Annotated in this window: 20 protein-coding genes; 6 read left to right on the top strand and 14 right to left on the bottom strand. The window is 39.0% G+C overall.

Annotation, left to right across the window (positions count from 1 at the left end):
• Window position 1: 1 nt before the first annotated feature.
• From G521_RS0113775 to gap, 11 genes are all read right to left on the bottom strand, one after another.
• On the bottom strand, window positions 2–1,174 hold the full coding sequence (locus tag G521_RS0113775; protein WP_026899037.1) for an FtsW/RodA/SpoVE family cell cycle protein: 1,173 nt from the start codon (window positions 1,172–1,174) through the stop codon (window positions 2–4).
• Window positions 1,175–1,212: 38 nt separating this feature from the next.
• Window positions 1,213–2,559, bottom strand: a complete 1,347-nt coding sequence (murD, locus tag G521_RS0113770; protein WP_026899036.1) for a UDP-N-acetylmuramoyl-L-alanine--D-glutamate ligase — start codon at window positions 2,557–2,559, stop codon at window positions 1,213–1,215.
• The gene (gene mraY / locus G521_RS0113765; protein ID WP_026899035.1) at window positions 2,559–3,800 is read right to left on the bottom strand and encodes a phospho-N-acetylmuramoyl-pentapeptide-transferase; all 1,242 of its coding nucleotides are present in this window, start codon (window positions 3,798–3,800) and stop codon (window positions 2,559–2,561) included. Before mraY ends, murD begins: the two co-directional genes overlap by 1 nt.
• Window positions 3,800–5,260, bottom strand: a complete 1,461-nt coding sequence (locus G521_RS0113760) for a UDP-N-acetylmuramoyl-L-alanyl-D-glutamate--2,6-diaminopimelate ligase (RefSeq protein WP_026899034.1) — start codon at window positions 5,258–5,260, stop codon at window positions 3,800–3,802. Before G521_RS0113760 ends, mraY begins: the two co-directional genes overlap by 1 nt.
• Window positions 5,260–7,362 carry a penicillin-binding protein gene (locus tag G521_RS0113755; RefSeq protein WP_026899033.1) on the bottom strand — a complete coding sequence of 701 codons (2,103 nt, stop codon included), beginning with the start codon at window positions 7,360–7,362 and terminating at the stop codon, window positions 5,260–5,262. Before G521_RS0113755 ends, G521_RS0113760 begins: the two co-directional genes overlap by 1 nt.
• The gene (locus tag G521_RS0113750; RefSeq protein WP_026899032.1) at window positions 7,352–7,759 is read right to left on the bottom strand and encodes an FtsL-like putative cell division protein; all 408 of its coding nucleotides are present in this window, start codon (window positions 7,757–7,759) and stop codon (window positions 7,352–7,354) included. The genes G521_RS0113755 and G521_RS0113750 overlap by 11 nt, the downstream gene beginning before the upstream one ends.
• Window positions 7,756–8,658 (bottom strand): 16S rRNA (cytosine(1402)-N(4))-methyltransferase RsmH, encoded by a 903-nt coding sequence (gene rsmH / locus G521_RS0113745; protein ID WP_036679556.1) that lies wholly within the window; start codon window positions 8,656–8,658, stop codon window positions 7,756–7,758. The genes G521_RS0113750 and rsmH overlap by 4 nt, the downstream gene beginning before the upstream one ends.
• Window positions 8,651–9,115, bottom strand: coding sequence for a division/cell wall cluster transcriptional repressor MraZ (gene mraZ, locus G521_RS0113740; protein ID WP_026899030.1), 465 nt, complete (start codon window positions 9,113–9,115; stop codon window positions 8,651–8,653). The genes rsmH and mraZ overlap by 8 nt, the downstream gene beginning before the upstream one ends.
• 420 nt (window positions 9,116–9,535) lie before the next feature.
• On the bottom strand, window positions 9,536–10,726 hold the full coding sequence (locus G521_RS0113735) for a phosphoglycerate kinase (protein ID WP_026899029.1): 1,191 nt from the start codon (window positions 10,724–10,726) through the stop codon (window positions 9,536–9,538).
• Window positions 10,727–10,944: 218 nt separating this feature from the next.
• Window positions 10,945–11,376 (bottom strand): GNAT family N-acetyltransferase, encoded by a 432-nt coding sequence (locus tag G521_RS0113730; RefSeq protein ID WP_026899028.1) that lies wholly within the window; start codon window positions 11,374–11,376, stop codon window positions 10,945–10,947.
• Entirely contained in the window at window positions 11,373–12,398 is a 1,026-nt protein-coding gene (gene gap, locus G521_RS0113725; RefSeq protein WP_026899027.1) for a type I glyceraldehyde-3-phosphate dehydrogenase, read from the bottom strand. The genes G521_RS0113730 and gap overlap by 4 nt, the downstream gene beginning before the upstream one ends.
• Before the next feature lie 201 nt (window positions 12,399–12,599).
• On the opposite strand from gap, the gene G521_RS0113720 reads away from it, so the two are divergent.
• From G521_RS0113720 to G521_RS0113695, 6 genes are read left to right on the top strand one after another with little or no spacing between them, the layout of a single operon-like run.
• Window positions 12,600–13,715 (top strand): ATP-binding response regulator, encoded by a 1,116-nt coding sequence (locus tag G521_RS0113720; RefSeq protein WP_026899026.1) that lies wholly within the window; start codon window positions 12,600–12,602, stop codon window positions 13,713–13,715.
• Window positions 13,716–13,766: 51 nt separating this feature from the next.
• On the top strand, window positions 13,767–17,366 hold the full coding sequence (locus G521_RS0113715; RefSeq protein ID WP_026899025.1) for a response regulator: 3,600 nt from the start codon (window positions 13,767–13,769) through the stop codon (window positions 17,364–17,366).
• Between the two features lie 42 nt (window positions 17,367–17,408).
• Entirely contained in the window at window positions 17,409–17,783 is a 375-nt protein-coding gene (locus tag G521_RS0113710; protein ID WP_026899024.1) for a response regulator, read from the top strand.
• A gap of 16 nt (window positions 17,784–17,799) precedes the next feature.
• The gene (locus G521_RS0113705) at window positions 17,800–18,609 is read left to right on the top strand and encodes a CheR family methyltransferase (protein WP_407637175.1); all 810 of its coding nucleotides are present in this window, start codon (window positions 17,800–17,802) and stop codon (window positions 18,607–18,609) included.
• Complete coding sequence (locus G521_RS0113700; protein WP_026899022.1) at window positions 18,591–19,175, top strand: chemotaxis protein CheB; 585 nt, start codon at window positions 18,591–18,593, stop codon at window positions 19,173–19,175. Before G521_RS0113705 ends, G521_RS0113700 begins: the two co-directional genes overlap by 19 nt.
• Before the next feature lie 52 nt (window positions 19,176–19,227).
• Entirely contained in the window at window positions 19,228–19,425 is a 198-nt protein-coding gene (locus G521_RS0113695; protein ID WP_026899021.1) for a hypothetical protein, read from the top strand.
• Window positions 19,426–19,537: 112 nt separating this feature from the next.
• On the opposite strand, the gene G521_RS0113690 is transcribed toward G521_RS0113695, so the two are convergent.
• From G521_RS0113690 to G521_RS0113680, 3 genes are all read right to left on the bottom strand, one after another.
• Entirely contained in the window at window positions 19,538–20,602 is a 1,065-nt protein-coding gene (locus tag G521_RS0113690; RefSeq protein WP_026899020.1) for a DNA topoisomerase IB, read from the bottom strand.
• A 68-nt stretch (window positions 20,603–20,670) separates the two neighbouring features.
• Window positions 20,671–21,768, bottom strand: a complete 1,098-nt coding sequence (locus G521_RS0113685; RefSeq protein ID WP_026899019.1) for an MraY family glycosyltransferase — start codon at window positions 21,766–21,768, stop codon at window positions 20,671–20,673.
• A 62-nt stretch (window positions 21,769–21,830) separates the two neighbouring features.
• Window positions 21,831–22,583: a glycosyltransferase family 2 protein gene (locus tag G521_RS0113680; protein WP_026899018.1), complete on the bottom strand. Its 753-nt coding sequence runs from the start codon at window positions 22,581–22,583 to the stop codon at window positions 21,831–21,833.
• Between the last annotated feature and the right edge of the window lie 55 nt (window positions 22,584–22,638).

Genomic DNA, 22,638 nt, shown 5'->3' with positions numbered 1-22,638 from the left:
GTTATGATGCTACAGAAATCTCTCCAACAATTACTTTTTCTTTATCTTTTAAATCTTTTGCTTTCTTTTCATCATTATCCCGGCTAACACTCAAAATAATTCCGAATGCAATACTTGTAAATAAAATGGACGTACCTCCCATACTTACTAAAGGCAAAGGAACCCCTGTTACCGGCCCCAATCCCACAGAAACTGCCATGTTTGCAAATGCCTGAATAGTTAAACTGAAGCTTAAACCTGCCGCAAGCAAAGCACCAAAAGCTTTGGGGCTCTGGGTGACAATAAGTACACACCGATACAGAAAAAGAAGATACAGGAAAACCAGAAACACTCCTCCCACCAATCCGTACTCTTCTATGATCAATGAAAATACAAAGTCGGAATATGGATGCGGCAGAAAATTACGCTCTGTGCTGTTACCCGGACCTTTACCAATAATTCCGCCTGTTGCTATTGCTATTTTTGAATGATTAGACTGGAATGATTTGTCAGGATCCACTCTTTCGGGATGCATATAGGTTTCGATCCTTGAAATATATGTGGCACGTCGTGGACCAAGCAACATTACGCCGCTTAATAATATCAATCCGCCAAGGCAAACCAGGGATATTTGCTTAATACTGATCCGCCCCATAATCAGCAATAAAATACTTACTCCAAAAAGCATAATGGCTGTAGAAAGATTGGCCAGAGCAATCAGCACAAAGATGCCGCAAACAGAACCCATTATCGGGATAAACGCTTTACGAACATCCTTTATATTTTCCTGCTTTTTGGTTAATGTTCTGGCCAAAAATGTAATCAGGGCCAGTTTAGCTAAATCTGAGGTTTGAAAAGTTTGATTTATTACCGGAATTGTAACCCAACGACTTGCATCATTTACATTAGTACCGAAAATTAAAGTGTAAAGTAATAATGGAACAGTAATCACCATTAAAATTTTCGAGATTCCGGCATAATACCGGTAATCCAGCAAATGCGAAAAATACATTAGAGCCAGTCCGCCAACAATCATCACCAGGTGCTTGATGAGAAACTGCTCACTTCCAACTCCTTTTTTGTAAGCTAAAGTTCCTGTTGCACTGTATACAGCAAGCAATGACCATACGGAAAGCAGGATCACAATGAGCCAGATCCAACGGTCGCCTTTAGTTTTACTAATGATTCTTTCCATTTTTTTATACTAACCTTCTGAACAGGAAGGATTATGATTTATAATTCTTTAACAGCCTGTTTAAACTGATCACCACGATCCTCGTAATTCTTAAACAAATCAAAACTGGCACAAGCCGGTGAAAGTAATACCGTATCGCCTTTTTGAGCCAGGTGATACGCTATCTGAACCGCCTCCTGTGCTGTGGTTGTATTAACAATTACTTCCACATCATCCTCAAATGCATCATGAATGCGCTTATTATCCTTTCCCAGACAAACAATGCTTTTCACCTTGTTCTTAACCAGATCCTTCAGCATGCTATAATCGTTACCTTTATCCACTCCGCCTAAAATCAAAACCACTTTAGAAGGCATACTCTCTAAAGCATACCATGTAGAATTTACATTGGTGGCTTTTGAATCATTTATAAAATCGATTCCTGATATTTTTGCAACATGCTCAAGGCGATGTTCAATATTGCGGAAATCACCCATGCTTTCGCGGATACTCTCATTTCGCAATTCCAAAACTTTGGCAACAATGCCCGAAGCCATAGAATTGTAGATATTGTGTTTGCCCTGAAGTGCTAAATCTTTTATTGACATAATAAATGGTTGAGTATTCTGTAGATGGATGTAAATGTTATTATTTTCTAAACAGGCGCCATTCTCAATCTTTTTCTCAATTGAAAACGGGTAGGCTTTTGCTTTTATAGAATGTTGCTGCAAACCTGTCATGGTTTCAGTATCATCAGCACAATAGATAAATATGCTATCCTCTGTCTGATTCTGAATAATTCTAAATTTGGAATTGCGGTAATTTTCCATGTTGTACTCATATCTGTCCAGATGATCAGGAGTGATATTTAACAACACTGCGATGTCTGCTTTGAAACTGTACATATTATCCAGCATAAAGCTGCTGAGCTCCAAAACATAGTAGTCGAAATTTTCACTTGCCACCTGGGCAGCAAAGCTTTTACCAATGTTCCCGGCTAAGCCTACATTCAGGCCCTGATTTTTTAAGATGTGATACGTAAGCAAAGAAGTTGTCGACTTACCATTTGAACCGGTAATGCAGATCATTTTTGCGTTAGTATACCGGGCCGCGAACTCAATTTCAGATATCACGGGAGTTCCTTTTGCCAATAGCTTTTTAATTATATCTGCCTTATCAGGAATACCGGGGCTTTTAACTATTTCTGAAGCGGCAAGAATTTTTTCCTCGCTATGCTGCTCTTCTTCAAAATGAATCTCCAGGCGCATTAATTCCTGCTTGTATTTCTCTGCAATTTTTCCTGCATCAGAAACAAAAACATCATAACCCTGCTTTTGGGCAAGCATTGCTGCTCCCACTCCGCTTTCACCGGCTCCCAGAATAACGATATAATTACTGTTTCCCATTATCTTAGTTTAAGGGTTACAATAGTTAAAATTGCCAGCAGAATACCTACGATCCAAAACCGGGTTACGATCTTAGATTCATGGTAGCCCTTTTTTTGGTAATGATGATGCAAAGGAGCCATTAAAAAAACACGTCTGCCTTCGCCAAATTTCTTTTTGCTGAACTTAAAATAGGAAACCTGTATGATCACAGACAAATTCTCAATCAGGAAAACGCCGCATAAAACCGGAATAAGCAGTTCTTTACGAATCATTATAGCAAATGCTGCGATAATTCCGCCAATGGCTAAACTTCCGGTATCGCCCATAAAAACCTGTGCCGGATAGGAATTATACCATAGGAATCCAATACAGGCTCCAACAAATGCACCGGCAAATACCACCAGCTCACCAGATTCGGGGATATATATAATATTGAGATATTCTGCAAAAATGGTATTACCAGATACATAAGCCAAAATTGCCAGTGTAATACCCACAATAGCAGATGTGCCCGTAGCAAGACCGTCAATTCCATCGGTCATATTAGCTCCGTTAGAAACGGCAGTAATAATTATGATCACTACCAGCAAAAATACCAGCAGGGAATATTTTTCATATTGATCTCCGAAAACCGTTAGAACTTTGGCGTAATCAAACTCATTATTCTTATAAAAAGGAATATTAGTCATGGTTGACTTCACATCCTGGGTGTAATAATATTTATCTCCCTGCTTATGAACTTCCAGTGGAGCTGTATTGAACGTTGGCAAAGTAACCTGCTCACGAACTACAATATCCGGATGAAAATACATTGTCCAGCCAATAATCAGCGCCAAACCAACCTGGCCCATTATTTTAAACCGGCCTGCCAAACCTTCTTTATCTTTTTTAAATACTTTAATATAATCATCTACAAAGCCAATGGCTCCTGTCCAAACGGTGGTAACCAGCATTAAAATAATGTAGATATTCTCCAGTTTGGCAAACAATAGAGTTGGAACCAAAATACCAAGCAAAATAATTAAACCTCCCATTGTTGGAGTTCCCTGCTTTTGCATCTGACCTTCAAGTCCAAGGTTACGAACAGTCTCACCAACCTGCTTGGCTCTTAAAATTCTGATCAGTCTGTTACCATATACAGTTGTAAGTATAAGCGATAGTATAACAGACATCCCGGTACGGAAAGAGATATACTGAAACACACCGGCACCCGGGAAATTGTACTGCTGATCCAGCCAGGTAAATAGGTAATACAGCATTAGCTCATCAGGTTTAAAAGTTCTTTCAAAATTTGCTTGTCATCAAAAGGATTTTTTACACCCTTAATTTCCTGGTATTTTTCATGCCCTTTTCCGGCTATCAGAATAATATCTCCGGGTCTGGCTAAATGGCACGCAGTACGGATGGCCTCTTTACGATCAACTATGGATAATGCTTTTCTTTTATTTGAAGGCATTATTCCTTCTTCCATGTCTTTAATTATCTGATCGGGATTTTCACTTCTTGGATTATCTGAAGTCAGGATTACTTTATCACTCCAGTCGCAGGCCACCTGAGCCATAACCGGCCTTTTGCTTTTATCGCGATCGCCACCGCAGCCGATAACAGTAATTACCTGCTCTGTACCTTTACGAATGTCCTGAATTGTACTTAATACATTCTGCACAGCATCAGGGGTATGGGCATAATCCACAATCCCGATTATCCCGTTAGGAGATGTGATATAATCAAACCTGCCTTCTGCGCCATTTAACCGGCTCAGAACAGTTAAGACTTTATTTTTATCCTGATCCAAAAGCAATGCGGTTCCGTAAGCTGCCAAAAGGTTGTAAGCATTAAAAGCGCCCACCATTTTAAACCAGACTTCCTGGTTATCTATGTTCAGCAATAATCCGCTGAAATGATTTTCAATTAAACGGGCCTTAAAATCTGCAATATTTTTTAATCCATAGGTTTTTTGGTGAGCCCGAGAATTTTGGACCATCACACGCCCGTGTTTATCATCCACATTGATTAACGCAAAAGATGATTTATCTAATCCGTCGAAAAATGCCTTTTTTGCTTTCAGGTAAGAATCAAATGTCAAATGGAAATCCAGATGATCATGTGTAAGATTTGTAAAAACAGCGCCTGAAAACTGAAGGCCTTCTATCCGGTGCTGGGCAACGGCATGAGAACTAACTTCCATAAAGCAGAAATCACATCCTGTTGATACCATATCATTCAGTAAACTGTTTAATGCAAGCGGATCTGGTGTTGTATGCGTGGCCGGGACTACTTCTCTGTTTACATAATTTTGAACGGTGGATAACAATCCTACTTTATAACCTAATTCCAGAAAAAGCTGGTAAAGCAACGTAGCAACCGTAGTTTTACCGTTTGTACCGGTGATGCCTACCAATTTTAATTTGGATGAAGGATGATCGTAATAATTTGCCGCCATCAAACCCAGGGCCGCTGCCGAGTCTTCAACTTCTATATAGGTAACGTTTTCCTGAATATCGTTTGGAAAAGTTTCACAGATAACGGCGATTGCACCCGCTTTTACAGACTGTGAAATGAAAATATGTCCGTCAGAGGAAGTTCCCGTAACGGCGACAAATGCTACTCCCGGTTTTACCAGGCGGGAATCAAAACACAGATCTGATACTTCCACGTCGGTAGAACCAATTACCTTTTTAAGGGCTACTTTATATAATATATCTTTTAATAATTTCATTAATTCAATTCCAATAAAATAAAGGCGCCTCTGGCTACACGTTCACCTGCATCCAAAGATTGCTTTACTACTTTTCCGCTACCCTTAACATGAACCTTCAAACCGGAATTCCCCACTACATACAATGCGTCTTTTAAACCCATCCCTTTAACATCAGGCACTGTGCCTTCATCAACTTTGAGTGGACTGTCCTGAACTCCGGTATTGCTATCTGAAGAACTTACATATTCGCTGTTGGAAATCCGCATGGATGGAATTCCGAAGGCTTTAAATACCTGCTGGGTAGATTTTTTCTTTCCGGCTTTTGTAGCAGGCTTGGAATTGGAAACCAGCGTACGCTTCTGATCCTGAAGCGCATCATACATTTCCATATCATTGGCATAAACCCTGTCGGCAATTTCCCTGAACGGCGGGCCGGCAACCTGAGCACCATAATATCCGTTCTTAGGATCATTAATAACCACAATTAGAGAATACTTGGGTTTATCTGCAGGAAAATATCCGCAGAAAGAAGCCTGATATTGTTTTTTAGCCCGATAGCCTTTGTTGGCATCTGCAACTTGTGCCGTACCTGTTTTACCGGCAATTTTATACAGCGGATTATAAATAATATTTTTACCTGTTCCTTCGGTGATAACGCCCTCAAGCATTGCCTGCATTTTGTTGAGAGTTTCATCAGAACAGATTTTATCATTGATTACCCTTGACTCAAACCGTTCAATGGTATTCCCTAATTTTCTGATCTCATTTACAAAAATAGGCGCTACATATTTCCCGTTATTAGCAATCGCATTATAAAAGGAAAGCATTTTAAGCGGGGTTAACTGCATCTCATAACCGTAAGCCATTTGTGGCAAAGTCATATTTTTATTCCAGCTTTTATTCCCCGGATTTTTTACTACCGGCTGCGCTTCACCCGGTATCTGAAGTCCCATTTTTTCATTCAAATGCCAGTCATACAAATGATCTGTAAACTGCGACTGGTTTTCACGGTATTTGGTATTTACGAGCTCTGCAATGGCTGCATTAGATGATTCTTCAAAAGCTTTTTTAACGGTTACAACACCTATGCTACCATGTGAATCTTTAATGAGATGACCCGGAATTTTATAATTTCCGGTATTTACCAGTGTATTGGTATCAATTAGTTTGTCTTCAAGCAAAGCCATGTATGAAGCAACTTTAAAAGTAGAACCCGGATCCTGATTACCAGCGATGGCGTAGTTAAACTTCTCCTTATACTCTCCATCGCCAACTTTGGAGAAATTGGCAATAGCTCTTATTTCGCCTGTTGCTACTTCCATCAAAATCACACAACCATGATCGGCATTGCTGGCTATTAACTGTTTTTTCAGGGCTCTTTGTGCCAGATCCTGCATATTGATATCAATGGTAGCAATGATATCAGCTCCATCTTTGGGGGCAATTTCTATATCCTGATTAACAGGCATCCAAACTCCGCCGGCTATACGCTGCATTAAACGCTTACCGCTTTCTCCATCAATATAATCTCCATAAGCACCTTCCAAACCTACGGGCTGGACATTTTCATTTTTGTATCCGATAGTTCTGGCTGCAAGAGTTTTAAAAGGAAGAATCCGCTTGTTTTGCTGAACCGCGATTAAACCACCCTTATATTTTCCCAGGTTAAAAATTGGGAATTTGCGGATTTTTTTAAGATCCTGGTAGGAAACATTTCGCTTCAGGAGAACATAACGGGCTCTGTCCTGACGGGCATCACGCAGCATCCTTGAATATTGACGCGGAGATTTATCCGCAAAAAAAGCTGAAAGTTTAGCAGCAAGTGAGTCTACCTTTTCATTAAATATTTCTTCTTTCTCCACACCTCCGGCAAGCATGTCCATCCGCAACTCATACTCGGGTATCGATGTGGCCAGCAAGCTTCCGTCAATAGAATAAATATTTCCTCTGGCTGCCTCCACATTTACATACTGAATTGATAAACTGTCGGCCATTGCACGCCACTTATCTCCCTGCACCAGCTGCACATGAAAAAGCTTAAACAGAACCGCACCAGCAAGCAGTACAATTAGCCCGAAAGCTATGTACACACGCATCAATATGTCGGTTCTAATATTCATTACTCGTTATAACAATTTTTATAGGGGGAGCAACCGGCTCTTTTAAACCTAAAGTATCAACCATTCGGCCTACTTCGGTTTGGGTACTTTTAAGCATGAGATCAGATTTGATAGACTTAAAATCCCAGCTCAACTCTTTAACTTCTTTATTTAACTTATCAATATCGCGGATATTATTCTCTGCAAAATGACGGTTACCAATGTAAATCATTCCCAGAAAAGCCATATAAATAATAAAAGGGAGCATGTCTGTTGCTGCCTGCTTAGACAACATACCTTCTGTAAAAAACTGCGTTAAGAAGTTTCGCGGAAGCTCAGATTTTTCAGCCTGCTGCTCCTCCTGAACTTCCGGTTCAACTTCCCCCTCTTCTACTATATGTCTAAAATGATTGCTCATTTTTTCTCTGCTATTCTAAGTTTTGCACTTCTGGCCCTGTTATTTAATTTTATCTCTTCATCGGTTGCTGTTACTGCCTTGCGGGTAACAGCTTCAAGCGGCTTTAACTGATTTCCAAAAAAATCTTTCTCTACTTCACCTTTAAATTTCCCTTTGGCTATAAAGTTTTTTACCAGTCTGTCTTCCAGCGAATGGTATGACATTACTACCAATCTGCCACCCGGTTTTAACACCTCTACAGATTGCTCCAGAAATTCCTGCAGAGCCTCAAGTTCCTGATTCACCTCAATTCGAAGAGCCTGGAAAACCTGAGCCAGGTACTTATTCTCTTTTCCTTTCGGAGTTAATTTTAATATGGCAAGCTTTAATTCAGAAACTGTTTCTATTGGCGCATTCAGCCTTACAGTTACAATTTCCTTAGCCAGCGATCGGGCATTTTTAATTTCACCATAAATCCCGAAGATTTTATGCAGTTTATCTTCGCTGTAAGAATTGATAACTTCTTTAGCTGTCAGGTTTGTGCCCTGATCCATCCGCATATCCAGATCGGCATCAAAGCGAATAGAGAACCCCCGTTCCGGCTGATCAAACTGGTGTGATGAGACACCAAGATCAGCCAGAATACCGTCTACAGACATGGCACCCTGTAAGCGGCAATTGTTTTTCAAATAGCGGAAGTTCTGATCAATAAAGGTTAACCGATCATCTTTTGGCAAATTCTTCTGCGCATCTGCATCCTGATCGAATGCAAGCAGGCGCCCGTTTTTATTTAAATGTTTTAATATTTCGAGTGAGTGGCCGCCGCCACCAAATGTTACGTCTACATATACACCATCCGGTTTGATATTTAAACCTTCGATACATTCATTAAGCATAACGGGCTGGTGATATTCAGACATCCGTCCTCCTTCCTGCATTTCCCATTACCTCTGCGGCAAGGCTTGCAAAGTTTTCAGGTTCGTTATCCAGATGAGAATCATAGGACTCCTTGGCCCAGATCTCTATTTTATTGAACAAACAAAGCAATGTTACTTCAGATTTTATGCCCGCATAATCCATTAAGGATTTAGGAAGCAGCACACGATTGGCCGAATCAAGATTCAATTCTGTTGCACCACGATTAAAATATCGTATAAATTCTCTGTTTTTAGGCTCGTAAGGATTCAGTTTTGCCAGCTCTCCGGCAATCACGTCCCACTCCTGCTTAGTGTAAACCACCAGGTTTTTTTCGAAGCCACGATTGACTACAAGTCCTTCACGCTCAGCTTCGGGAAGCTGTTTCTTCAGGTTAGATGGGATTACCATCCTTCCTTTAGCATCAAGTTTACAATCAAATTCTCCTAAAAAGTGGGACATATTTACGTTTTACCTTTTTATCTAAAGTAAAAGTAGAAATTTATACCACTTTTTCCCACTGTGCCCCACAAAAGTTTTCCACAAGTTTTATAATCCTCATTCCGGGTTAAATAGAAACTTAACGACTTAAATTTCCGGCTTGTCAATAATTTTGAAAACAGTTTTAAAGCTGTCTTTTGCAATCCGGAAATAAGCAATTATTCAAATTTAACCCCTCATTGAATGTTCTTATTATGGGTTTTCAGTGATGGGATTTGTAAAACGAAATGTCAAATATCTATTCAGGAGGAATTCCGGGACTTAAAATCAAAGCCCTGATCTAAAGAATTTCAGACCAGGGCTTTACGGAATATTTTAAACTTAAAAATCAGAAAAATGGGAATGATAATTATTGGAAAGCTTCAAGTAAGGTTTAAAGATTTAATCGTTAATTGCCTTCACTCCCGGCAATTCCTTTCCTTCCATATATTCAAGCAGGGCACCACCGCCTGTTGAAACATAACTCACATCATCATTAAAACCAAACTTGGCTACAGCTGCTGCAGAGTCTCCTCCGCCGATAAGCGAAAAAGCTCCATTTTTTGTGGCTTTTACAACAGCTTCCGCTACTGCTTTTGTTCCTTTTTCAAAGGTTTCCATTTCAAAAACACCCATGGGCCCATTCCATAAAATAGTCTTAGAATCCGCAATTACATCAGTAAAAGCTTTGATTGATTCCGGACCGATATCCAGACCCATCCAGCTGTCTTTTATAGATTTATTAGGTGAAACTTCTGTTTTGGCATCATTAGAAAACGCATCTGCAATGATTGAATCAACGGGCAAAATCAGTTTTACATTTTTCTTAGCCGCTTTTTCTATCAGGCTTTTTGCCAGATCCAGTTTATCTTCCTCTACTAATGATTTACCAATTTTACCACCCTGTGCCTTCGCAAAAGTATAGGCCATACCTCCGCCAATGATGAGGTTATCAACTTTATTCAACAATTTTTCGATGAGCTCGATTTTATCAGACACTTTTGCGCCTCCCATAATTGCGGTGAATGGTTTTTGAGCATGATTTAGAATCTTCTCAGCATTTTTCAATTCTCCCGCCATCAGGTAACCGAAATATTTAGCTTCGGGAAAGAACTGTGCGATTACCGACGTAGAGGCATGGGCACGGTGTGCGGTTCCAAATGCGTCATTTACATATACATCTCCCAAACCGGCTAACTTCTCAGCGAAAGCCTGATCACCCTTTTCCTCTTCTTTATAAAAACGAAGATTTTCTAACAGCAAAACTTCGCCATTTTTTAAATTCTTAGCCTTACTTATGGCATCTTTACCAATACAATCATCTGCAAACTGAATGGGACGATTGAGTTGAAGTGATAAATAATCTACCAGATGTTTAAGCGAGAATTTTTCTTCGGAACCGCCCTTTGGACGCCCAAGATGCGAAATCAGAATAACTGCCCCGCCATCTTTCAATATTTTCTCAATGGTAGGCATTGCTCCCTGAATCCGGTTATCATCCGTAATGGAGTATTTGTCGTCTAAAGGAACGTTAAAGTCAACACGAATAAGCGCTTTCTTTCCTGAAAAATTTAAAAAGTCTATCGTTTTCATAATTATAGCTATTCTTTAATGCGATTTTTTCTCATGCAAGGTTAAGGTATTTCGTGCTATTGTCATACACCATCCATACCTAATCTATGCTTTACACCCGGCAAATCGCTGCCTGATGATTGTAAATTAAAATCAGGATTAATAAATAAGATGTTTGCTAAGAACCCTGTAACATTCGGAATGTTCTGTAAAAACAGTTCCTGATTTTATTGGGATCATTATTTTATTTTAAGATACATTTCATAATGAGCGCCAATTCCCTCTATTTCAAATTCTTCAGAAACAATTTCAAAACCCAGGCCCTTATAAAATGACAGTGCCGCTTTACGTGCATTGCACCAGATATAATTTGCATTCTGTCCTCGCAGATAAGTAATTGCGAAATTAACCAGTTCATTGCCGGCGCCTTTTCCCTGGTATTCAGGAAGCGTGGCCATTCCACGAAGTTGATAGCCCTTACCTTCAAATTTACGATGATTTGCAGCGTGGAAAGTGACCACCGAAATAATATCATGATCACGGGTATTAGCCAGATGAAATGAACCTTCGGCATCATCAAAAGGAAAAACACATTCTTGTAATGGTTTACCGTTTCGCAGAACCAGGCTCCGTAAAGGCAATACATCAGTTGAGCGGACAAATTTTATCATACCTTTTGAATATGAGGTAAACTAATCATTTTATGAAAATAAATACGCTCAACCACATCGGCTAAACGGCTGGAATAGCCATATTCATTATCGTACCAGCCCACTACTTTCACTAATCCTCCAATTACCGATGTTAATTCAGAATCAAAAATACAGGAATGGCTGTTCTCTAAAATATCCACAGATACAATTGGATCTGATGTATATTCCAGTATTCCTTTTAAATAACCCAGAGAAGCTGATTTAAAAGCTTCATTAATTTCTGCAACGCTTGGTTTCTTTTCAAGGATGCACGTAAAATCAGTTAGAGAACCGTTCAGAACGGGTACCCTAATGCCGGCTCCTCCCAGTTTGCCTTCCAGATGAGGGAAAATATGAGTTATAGCTTTGGCTGCTCCGGTTGTTGTGGGAATTATTGAAGCCGAAGCCGCACGGGCTCTGCGTAAATCTTTATGAGGGGCATCATGCAAGTTCTGGTCGCCGGTCATGGAGTGCACCGTGGTAATATACCCGTTTATAATTCCCCAGTTATCATCCAGAACTTTTACCAGAGGCGCAACATTATTTGTAGTGCAGGATGCATTCGATAAAACCGGAGCATCCAGATCAATATCATCATCATTAACACCAAGTACCCATGAAGGTACATTCTTATCAACCGAGGGAGCAGATATAATTACCTGGCGGGCCCCTGCTTGTAAATGAAGTGAGGCTTTTTTTGCAGATAAAAATTTACCTGTGGATTCAATCACAATATCAATACCCAGATCGGCCCAGGGTAACGCAGACGGATCGGGTTCAGAAAAAACCCGGATCTTTACGCCATTAACAATCAGGTTCTGTTTATCGCAGCTAACCTCGCCATCAAAACGCCTGTGAACTGAATCATATTTAAAAAGATGAGCCAACGTAGCTGTATCGGTAAGGTCATTAATAGCTACAACCTGAATGCCCCGCTTTTGCAATAAAGTCCTTAAGCATATCCGGCCGATTCTCCCAAAGCCATTAATTGCAACCTTCATATTTTAATCTGTATAAGCTCAAAGTTATTAAATGATTTACAAGAGCAATAAGAATTGATCATGCTTTAGCACAATATGTATATAATTACAGTTTAATCAAACAGATACAAGTGTATGGCATTTTAATTGCGGGTTTACAGGTATATTTTTTTAAGTTTAGCCCCGGTTAAAACCCTTTGACAATTCCCCTTATAACAAAGCATGATTTTAATTGTAGATGATATTCCTGAAAACATTTTTTCTCTAAAAAAAGTACTGGAATTAAACAATTTTTCGGTTGATACGGCCTCATCAGGAGAAGAGGCATTAAAAAAGATTTTAAAAAATTCTTACTTTCTCATTATTCTGGATGTTCAGATGCCCGGGATGGATGGATTTGAAGTAGCCGAAACCATTTCGGGATACAGCAAAACAAAAGATATCCCCATCATTTTTTTATCAGCAGTTAATACGGATAAAAAATTTATTACCAAAGGTTATGAGTACGGCGGACTGGATTATGTAACCAAACCCTTCGATGCAGATATCCTGCTCCTGAAAGTAAAAACGTTTTACAGACTTTACAAACAAAAAATAGAATTAAAATTTACTCAGGAATCTTTAAGGGAAGAGATTGAGGTTAGAAAAGCAGCGGAGAATAAAAAGGATGAATTTATCAGTATTGCAAGCCATGAATTAAAAACGCCTTTAACCAGTATTAAAGGATACGTGCAATTGCTTGACCGCTCATTAACTAAATATAAAGATCCGGTTCTATCTAATTATATCACCCGCACTAATTTACAGATCCATAAATTACAAAGCCTCGTTAATGATCTTCTGGATATTTCTAAGATAGACAGCGGTCAGATCGAATTTAATATCATGCCTTTTGAATTTTCGGCAATGGTTAAAAATGCCATCGAAACCATTCAGCAAACTCATGATTGCAAAATTTCTTTTTCCAAAACCATGGATGCAATTGTTTTTGCTGATGAACAGCGAATTGAGCAGGTCATTATTAATTTCCTCACCAATGCTGTGAAATATTCTCCGGATTCGAAAGATGTGGAAGTCAGCATTACCGGCGGATCAGATCAAACCATATTATTAACTGTTAAAGATTACGGGATCGGGATACCTGAAGAAATGCAGGCAAATGTTTTCAATAAATTCTACAGAGTTGAAGAATCCTCTACAAAATTCCAGGGTTTAGGTATCGGCCTGTATATCAGTGATGAAATCATCAGACGTCATAAAGGCTTTTGCGGATTGCGGAGTGAACCAGGAAAAGGTTCTGAATTTTTCTTCAGTCTTCCCATCAATGGCCATCAATAACAGCATTTAATTCTTCGACCTATAACCTAGCTTATCCTCAAAATAACCTTAATGAAACTATCAGTAAATCGCAATCTTCAGATCGGCTTCGGATTTTCACTGCTCCTGCTGATCATCAGTTCGGCAGCTTCTTTCATCAGTATCCAGAATCTGCTTTCAAGTTCCAGAATGGTTAACCAAACCAATACCATTTTACTTGAGCTTGAGAATGTTATTTCTATTATGAAAGATGCCGAAACCGGGCAGAGGGGATACCTTTTAACCAATGATGAAGATTTTCTGGAACCCTATACGGGAGCAAAAGTTAAATCGCTTCAGGCTGTTAAAAGAATCCAGGAGCTTACTTCCAATGATGCCGATCAGCTTCAAAACAGCCTCCTGTTAGAAAAATTAATTCTCATCCGGCTAGACTATTTAGAAAAGATAATTGTAGAGAAAAAAGCCGGCAATGGTATCAGTGTTTCGGCCCTTAAACTGGGTAAAAGTCACATGGACCAAATCCGGAATCTGGTTACAAAAATATGGTCCAACCAGAATTCAAAGCTTGATACCGAGACTAAAGAAATGAACCGCTTTGCAGGATTTACTCCCCTGCTTATCCTTTTTGCTGCCCTTTTATCCATTGTTATTTCCATTTTTTCATACCTGAAGGTTAATAAAGATTTTGCAGAGAAAAATAAATTGCAGGAAGACCTTTTAAAGAAAGATGAAGAAATAAGCAGCCGCATTGATATTATTAAATCTGTTGCGGGAGATATTTCAGAAGGAAATTACAACATACGAATAAATGATGCCCAAAAAGATGGCCTGGGAAGTCTTGCATTATCCTTAGATAAAATGGCTACATCTCTTCAGACTTCGTTTGAAAAATTAAAAGAAAATGAATGGCTTCAGACCGGCATTGCCAATTTGAATGAAAAAATGGTTGGCGAAAAAGATCTGCAAACTCTAACCTCGCAGTTAGTTGAATTTGTTGCAGAATATACCCAAAGTCAGGCCGCTGTAATATACCTGAGAGAGAACGACCAGTTGCTGAAGTTTCAAAGCGGGTACGCTTATTCTCCGGGTTCCCAAAAAGAATTTATTCAATTAGGTGAAGGTTTGATCGGACAGAGTGCACTCAGCCACAAGCCGATGCTTATTAAAGATATTTCTGCAGATGATTTGTCTATTCACTTCTCTTCCGGAGTTTTAAAACCAAAGAATATTTTAGCCATCCCAATATTTAACGGCATTAAACTTAAAGGCGTTATTGAACTTGCTTCAGTTAATGAGTTTACAGAAAACATGCTTCACTTTCTTAACCTGGGATCGCAAAATATAGGTATTGCTATTGCCACTGCATTAATACGTAAAAAGCAGCAGGAACTTTTAGAAGAAACACAGGCTCAGTCGGAGGAATTGCAGGCACAGCATAGTGAACTTGAAAACCTGAATACGGAATTAGAAACGCAAACACAAAAAATCCAGGCTTCTGAAGAAGAATTAAAAGTACAGCAGGAAGAACTCCTTCAAAACAATCACGAACTCGGTGAAAGAAGCAGGCTTCTGGAAGAAAAAAACCAGGTTATTGTAGAGCGAAATCTGGAAATTCAGCAAAAAGCCGAACAGCTGGAACTCAGCACCAAATACAAATCGGAGTTTCTGGCAAATATGTCGCATGAATTACGCACACCTCTCAATTCAATTTTATTGCTTTCGAGGATGATGTCAGAAAATAAAGAGCTGGATACCGAACATGTAGAATATGCCGAAGTTATTCAAAGTGCCGGACAAGGACTATTAAGTCTGATTGATGAGATACTGGATCTTTCCAAAATCGAATCCGGAAAAATGGAGCTTGAATATGTTACCTTAACTATTGAAGAGGTTATAAAAAATATGCGTTCATTGTTTGAACCCATGATGAAGCAAAAAGATCTGGAGCTTAAAATTGATGTTGAATCCTCTGTGCCTGTCTCTCTGCTTACAGATAAGATGAGGTTGGAGCAAATCCTGAAAAATCTGCTTTCTAATGCGTTAAAATTTACTTCCAAAGGATCAATAACGCTTAAAATTTGGCAGAATGAAAATAAAAAGCTGGTTCATTTTAGTGTAATAGATACCGGAATAGGTATATCAGAAGATAAACAGCAATTGGTATTTGAAGCCTTTCAGCAGGCAGATGGTTCAACCCGAAGAAGATTTGGCGGAACAGGTTTAGGATTATCCATTAGTCGCGAACTTGCCAAACTACTGGGAGGAGAAATTAAACTGGTTAGCAAACCAGGGGCTGGGAGTGAATTTACGGTCAGCGTTCCGGTTTCAAAACCCGTAGCAGAAGAGATTATAGCAATAACCAAAATGCCCGAGCCGGATGTTACGCCAGTTACTATATCATCCCTTGAAATAAAAAAAGCTGAAAACTTTACGGTGCCCGTTATACCCGAAGAAATTCAGGATGACCGTAATTCTCTGGAAGAAGGAGATAAAATAATTCTGATCATCGAAGATGATACGCTGTTTGCGAAAGCTTTGCTCGACTATACCCGCAAACAAGGCTTTAAAGGAATTGTACGGGTACGCGGAGATGAAGGCTTACCTTCTGCCATTCAATATCAGCCTCTGGCTATTTTGCTGGATATTCAACTGCCAATAAAAGATGGCTGGATGGTTATGGAAGAGTTAAAAGCAAATCCCAAAACCAGACATATTCCTGTTCATATTATGTCATCAATGGAAATGAAAAAAGAGAGTCTGCTTAAGGGCGCTATCGATTTCATTAATAAACCAGTGGCTTTAGAACAGATGAATCAGATTTTTAACAGAATTCAGGAGGTTATCAGCCGGAATCCTAAAAAAGTACTGATCGTAGAGGAAAATCCTAAACATGCCAAAGCACTGGGATTCTTCCTTTCAAATTTTAATATAAACTCAGAGATCAGCGAAAGTGTGAGCGGAGGAATCGGCCTGCTTAATAAAAAAGAAGTGGATTGTGTGATTCTCGATATGGGCTTGCCGGATAAAAACGGCTACGAAGTTTTGGACAGGGTGAAGAAAAGCCCGGGAATGGAACATTTACCCATCATTGTGTTTACAGGTAAAAATCTTTCCAAAGCAGAGGAAAGCCGCATTAAACAATACGCCGACTCTATAGTTGTAAAAACTGCACATTCTTACCAGCGGATTCTGGATGAAGTTGGCTTGTTTCTGCACGTAGTTCAGGATAATAATCAGGATCAGATTTCCTTAAAACAACAGAACCTGGGCGCACTGCAGGAAGTATTAAATAACAAAACAGTGTTGGTGGCTGATGATGATGTACGCAATATTTTCTCACTCACCAAAGCCCTGGAAAAACATGGAATGAATGTAATCTCGGCCACAGATGGTAAAGAGGCTTTATTAAAATTACAGGAGAATCCGGAAATAGACATTGTACTGATGGATATGATGATGCCCGAAATGGATGGTTATGAATCAACCAGGCTGATCAGAAAAGATCCGAAATTTAAAAATTTGCCTGTACTTGCCGTAACCGCAAAAGCCATGATGGGAGATCGTGAGAAATGCATACAGGCTGGCGCCTCAGATTATATTTCTAAACCGGTAGATATCGATCAGTTAAGCTCTTTGCTCAGAGTGTGGCTTTACGAGGCCTATAAATATTGATAAATAATTTACAGCTTAATATTTTATAAAGCCTGACACAGAATGGCCGAAAGAAAAAGTATTCTAATAATTGATGACGACAGCCGGAATATTTTTGCGCTGAAAGCAGTATTGAAAGCCAAAGGATTTAAAACAGTATCCGCATTTGGTGCTCAGCAGGGAATTGACATGCTCCTTGCAGATCAGGAAATCGGAATTGTTCTGATGGATATGATGATGCCCGAAATGGACGGCTATGAAGCTATTGATAACATCAGAAAAACGGAGGCTATAGCGCACATACCGGTTATTGCGGTTACTGCTCAGGCCATGGTTGGCGATAAGGAAAAATGCCTTCAGGCAGGTGCGAGGGATTATGTGTCAAAACCCATTGATGTGGATGCATTAATGCAAATAATTAAATTTCATTTAGGATAATATTGTGCAGGAGAGTTTGATTACAGATGAGAATGTAGAGCTGTTACTGGCCGACCTGCTGGAAGTTTACGGCTATGATTTCACAGATTATTCGCGTGCTTCACTTAAAAGGCGGATTAACCGCCTGTACTCCCTGGATAAGTTTCCAAGCTTTGCCGAATTCAGATACCATTTACGTTCTGATGCCACCTATCTGAAAAGATTTGTTGAACAGATCACAGTAAACGTGACCGAAATGTTTCGTGATCCCGGTTTTTATAAAGCATTACGAGAAGAGGTTCTTCCAAATCTGGGCACCTATCCTTTTATACGGATCTGGCTTGCCGGCTGCTCTACGGGCGAAGAAGCCTATTCAATGGCTATATTATTACAGGAAGCAAACCTGTTTCATAAATCACTGCTGTACGCAACAGACATAAATCCGTCTGTATTAGAAAAAGCGGGCAAAGGAATTTTCCCTTTGAGCCAGATGAAACAATATTCTGAAAATTACATTCTTTCCGGAGGCAAAAAAGATTTTTCAAGCTATTACTCGGCAAACTACGATCTGGCAAAATTTGATGAGGTGTTAAAAACTAAAATGATCTTCTCCACTCATAACCTGGTCTCAGATCATTCTTTTAACGAGTTTCAGCTGATATTATGCCGCAATGTGCTCATCTATTTTGATAAAGATCTTCAGGCAAAAGTTTTTAAACTCTTCGACGAAAGTCTGGACAATTTAGGATTTTTAGCTTTAGGAAGTAAGGAAACCCTTCAATTCTCGCCAATCGCATCAAAGTTCAAAAAATCTGGATCAGAGAAAATATGGCGCAAGATATCCTAAATAAAAAAGCTACTGAAGTCCTGATTATTGGTGGTTCTGCAGGAAGCCTGGAAGTTATTCTTCATGCGCTTCCACTTTTATCTAACCCGCTTAAAATTGCCATCATTATTGTGCTTCACAGAAAAAGCAGTTCAGAAAGTATTTTAACAGAGTTGCTTTGCATAAAAACCAGTATTCCGGTAAAGGAAGCTGATGAAAAAGAATTTATTAAATCAGGGACCATCTATCTCGCACCGGCCGACTACCATCTGCTGATAGAAAAAGACCGGACATTTTCCCTGGATTATTCTGAAAAAATTAATTTTTCAAGGCCCTGTATTGACCTCACTTTTCAAACTGCTGCCGAAGTTTACAGGGAATCTCTGGCCGCCTTATTATTATCAGGAGCCAATGCAGACGGAGTTGAAGGATTGGAATTAATTCAGCTAACCGGAGGTCTTACAGCCGTTCAGAATCCGGAGGATGCTAAAATATCTTATATGCCTCAGCATGCGCTCGACAAATTAAAACCCGATTTAATTCTTAACAAGGATGAGGTAGCCGATTTTATCAACAGGCTGCACTAAACTTATTTACGAACAATACAACACTATGTTGGTTATTTAAAAAAACAGGAACATGAACAATCAAAGCAAAAAAGCAGAGAAACTGGAACCACAGGATTCAGAACAAAAAAATATTACTCCAGCAAATGATCACAAAGCGGTAGTAAAACCGGAAGATAAGGTATATACCAAAGATGAAGCAGAGTTTGAAAACCCCGCAAAAAAACGCGAAGAAGGAGAACAGCCGGTGAACCCCGGAGAAAAGAGATAATTGTATTTATACCCGGAAGAATCCGAACTGCACGAAACCAGAAAATCTTTTACATTCATCAATTGAAATTTCCGGTTTCGTGTTTTATAGACCAATATTCATAGAGCAGCTTTTATTTTTTTTGAAGAACTCTCTTTTTCCGTTCAGACTTTAAAAAATTAAGCAGCACCTTCTCATCCGAATTTAAACCCTTGTCTGAAGGTAAAGAAGCTAATTTCTTTACCTTTTTTAAATACGGGCGCAAATCTGCATTTAAATAAGAATCTAAAAGCGGAGGAAATACATATGATTTTTTACAGATTGTTCGGGTGTTGCCCAGTTTGGACGCCACTTCATCCAAAGCACTTACAATAATCTTCTTTTTTAAAGTTTCGTTTTCCGGATACTCCACAAAAGAAAGCTGCCGGAGCATTTCGAGTGTACCGGACCAGGTGCGGAAATCTTTTGCTGTAAAATCACAGCAACTTACTTCGCGGATATATCTGTTGATCTTTCCCGAATCAATTGAACGCCTCTCGCCATCTGCAGTATAATATTGAAATAATTCCTGTCCCGGAATATCCCGGCATTTTTTTACCAGATTTACCAGTTTCTTATCATGAAGATCAATTTCGTGCTCCACTCCCTTCTTTCCTTTAAAGGACAGCTTTAATGTATTGCCGCTGATTTTTACATGCCGGTCGCGAAGGGTGGTTAAACCGTAAGAGCCATACAGATTCTTATACTCTTCATTACCTACCCGGATAAGTGTTTTTTGCATTAAATTGACAGAAATAGCCAGAACCTTTCGCTCATCCAAATCTTTTCGACGAAGATCTTTTAAAATGTTTTTGCGAAAATCAGGCAACTTACTTCCAAACTCAAGTAATCTGAAATATTTGGTTTCATTGCGATGCCTGCTCCAATCATGGTGGTAACGATATTGTTTGCGACCAGCCTGATCAATACCAGTTGCCTGCAGATGTGCATTGGCTTTTGGAGCAATCCATACGTTTTCCCATGCAGGCGGAAGAACCAGTTTACTTATTCTTACAAGTAATTTGTCATCTGTAATTTTTTCTCCCTTTTTATCCAGATAAACAAATTTACCATTCAGCTTTTTACGGCTTATTCCGGGGCTTGAGTCGGTTAAATATATCAGGCCTGCATCTTCCAGTAACTGTTCTGTTTCGGTCATCCTCCAATAAGCAAAATATGCCTTAAAATGTTTAGCCCGAAAGGCAACACCACAAAGAAATTACAGGATTATGAATTTTGGATAGAAACTGCCCGGCGTTCAAATATGCTTATGAAGACGGTTAGCATCACATTAAAAAGAATACAGATGCAAAATAGGAGTGCAATTAAAAGATCATTGCCCATATCCTTATAATAAAGCACAAGCAATATAATTGATATATTAAAGCACATTAATGCAAAAGTGGTTTGCATATGAGAAAAGCCCAATCGCAGAAATCGGTGATGGATGTGGTTATTGTCTGCAATAAAAGGAGAGCCTTTTTTCAGGATGCGCAGGACAAAAACCCGTATAGCATCAAACAGCGGACCGATTAAGATACCCATTGCAATTGCAGGAGCAGAGACAAAGCCCACATTTTTCATAGTGCTTAACGTATTCAGCTCTATAAATTCAATGCTCATAATTGCCGCCATTAATCCCAGAAGCATGGAACCGGCATCGCCCATAAAAATCTTAGCGGGTGTAACATTAAACCAGAGAAATCCCAGACTAGCCCCGAACATGGTAAAAGCCATGCATGCATATTGGATATGATTCATGTAAACGAATAATATCGCAAAAGAAAGACTCACGATAACTGAAGTTATTCCTACAAGTCCGTCAATCCCATCAATTAAATTGAAGGCATTGGTAATAAAAATAATCACTAAAATGGAAAGAAAAACGCTGGAGAAATAAGGCAGTTCATAGATCCCAAATACTCCATGAAAACTTGTAAGGCGTATATCAGCCAGAAAAACGATGATTAAAGAAACAAGCAGCTGGATAAAGAATTTGGTACTTGGATTAACGCCCCAGAGATCATCTTTCAAACCCACAGAAAAGAGCAGGATATACGAAGTAATGATATAATTATTTATTTGTGTATTGCTAAAATTAGAAAAGAGCAATGTACAGATGATAAGACTTGCGAAAACAGCAATACCGCCCAAACGGGCTATTCCGTAATCATGCGATTTACGGGCTACCTCCGGATTATCAAATAAAAGGTGCTGCTTTGCTACGTGAATAATGGATGGAATAACCAGGAATACTAAAAAAAATGAAAAGGCAATGATGAGAGAATAATATAAGGGAGAATATTCCGGGTTCAACCAATTCATAGATATAAGTTAGTTGAAAATTTAACAGAAAAATTACATTTCATAGAGTTGTGCAATATTTGTTAGTTATGGTTAATAAATTGCTCAATTTTACGAATAGGTTTTAATATAAAAAACAGCCAGGAGAAACTAATTCCATTTTTTTTCATCGCCCTGCGATCATTTAAGCTCGCATTTATTCTGTTTTTTAGTGATTTATTGCTCAACCCTCCTGTTCTCATTTTCACAAATACCCTGTTCAGAAAAGATGATTTTTGATTGTGTTTAAATAGAAAGCGAAGCATCAGCTCGTAATCTGCAGCACTTTGGTAAAGCAGATCATAATTTCCATACCGGGCAAATAATTTTTTTCTGGCGTAAAAAGTTGGATGAGCGGGCATCCAGCCATATTTCATGGAATTTCTGTTAAAGGATTTCGAAATCCATTTACGAATTATTTTTGCAGGATCATTTCTTGAAACATACCATAAATTACCGTACACAATGTCGGCACCGCTTTTATTAAACTCTTCAGATATATCGCTTAAAACCCCATTATCCGCAAAATAATCATCCCCGTTTAATACACCTATAATCTCGCCGCTGGCCATATTAATGCCTTTATTCATGGCATCATAGATTCCCAGATCGGGTTCTGAAATATACTTGCTGATAAATGACCGGTATTTTTCAATAATTGCCGGGGTAGAATCTGTAGAATTACCGTCAACAATAATGTATTCGATATTGCTATAAGATTGATTAATAACAGATTGAATACAACCTTCAAGAAATTCTTCAGAATTGTAAGTAACAGTTATTAATGATATTTTCATTTGCTCTACAAAAGAATGGATAAAATGTTTAAAAATCCTTTATTTTTGATCGTAT

The organism is Daejeonella oryzae DSM 19973 (genome assembly GCF_000422945.1).
Taxonomy (GTDB): domain Bacteria; phylum Bacteroidota; class Bacteroidia; order Sphingobacteriales; family Sphingobacteriaceae; genus Daejeonella; species Daejeonella oryzae.
The sequence above is the reverse complement of the archived record's forward strand: the minus strand, read 5'-3'. Positions and strand labels throughout refer to the sequence as shown.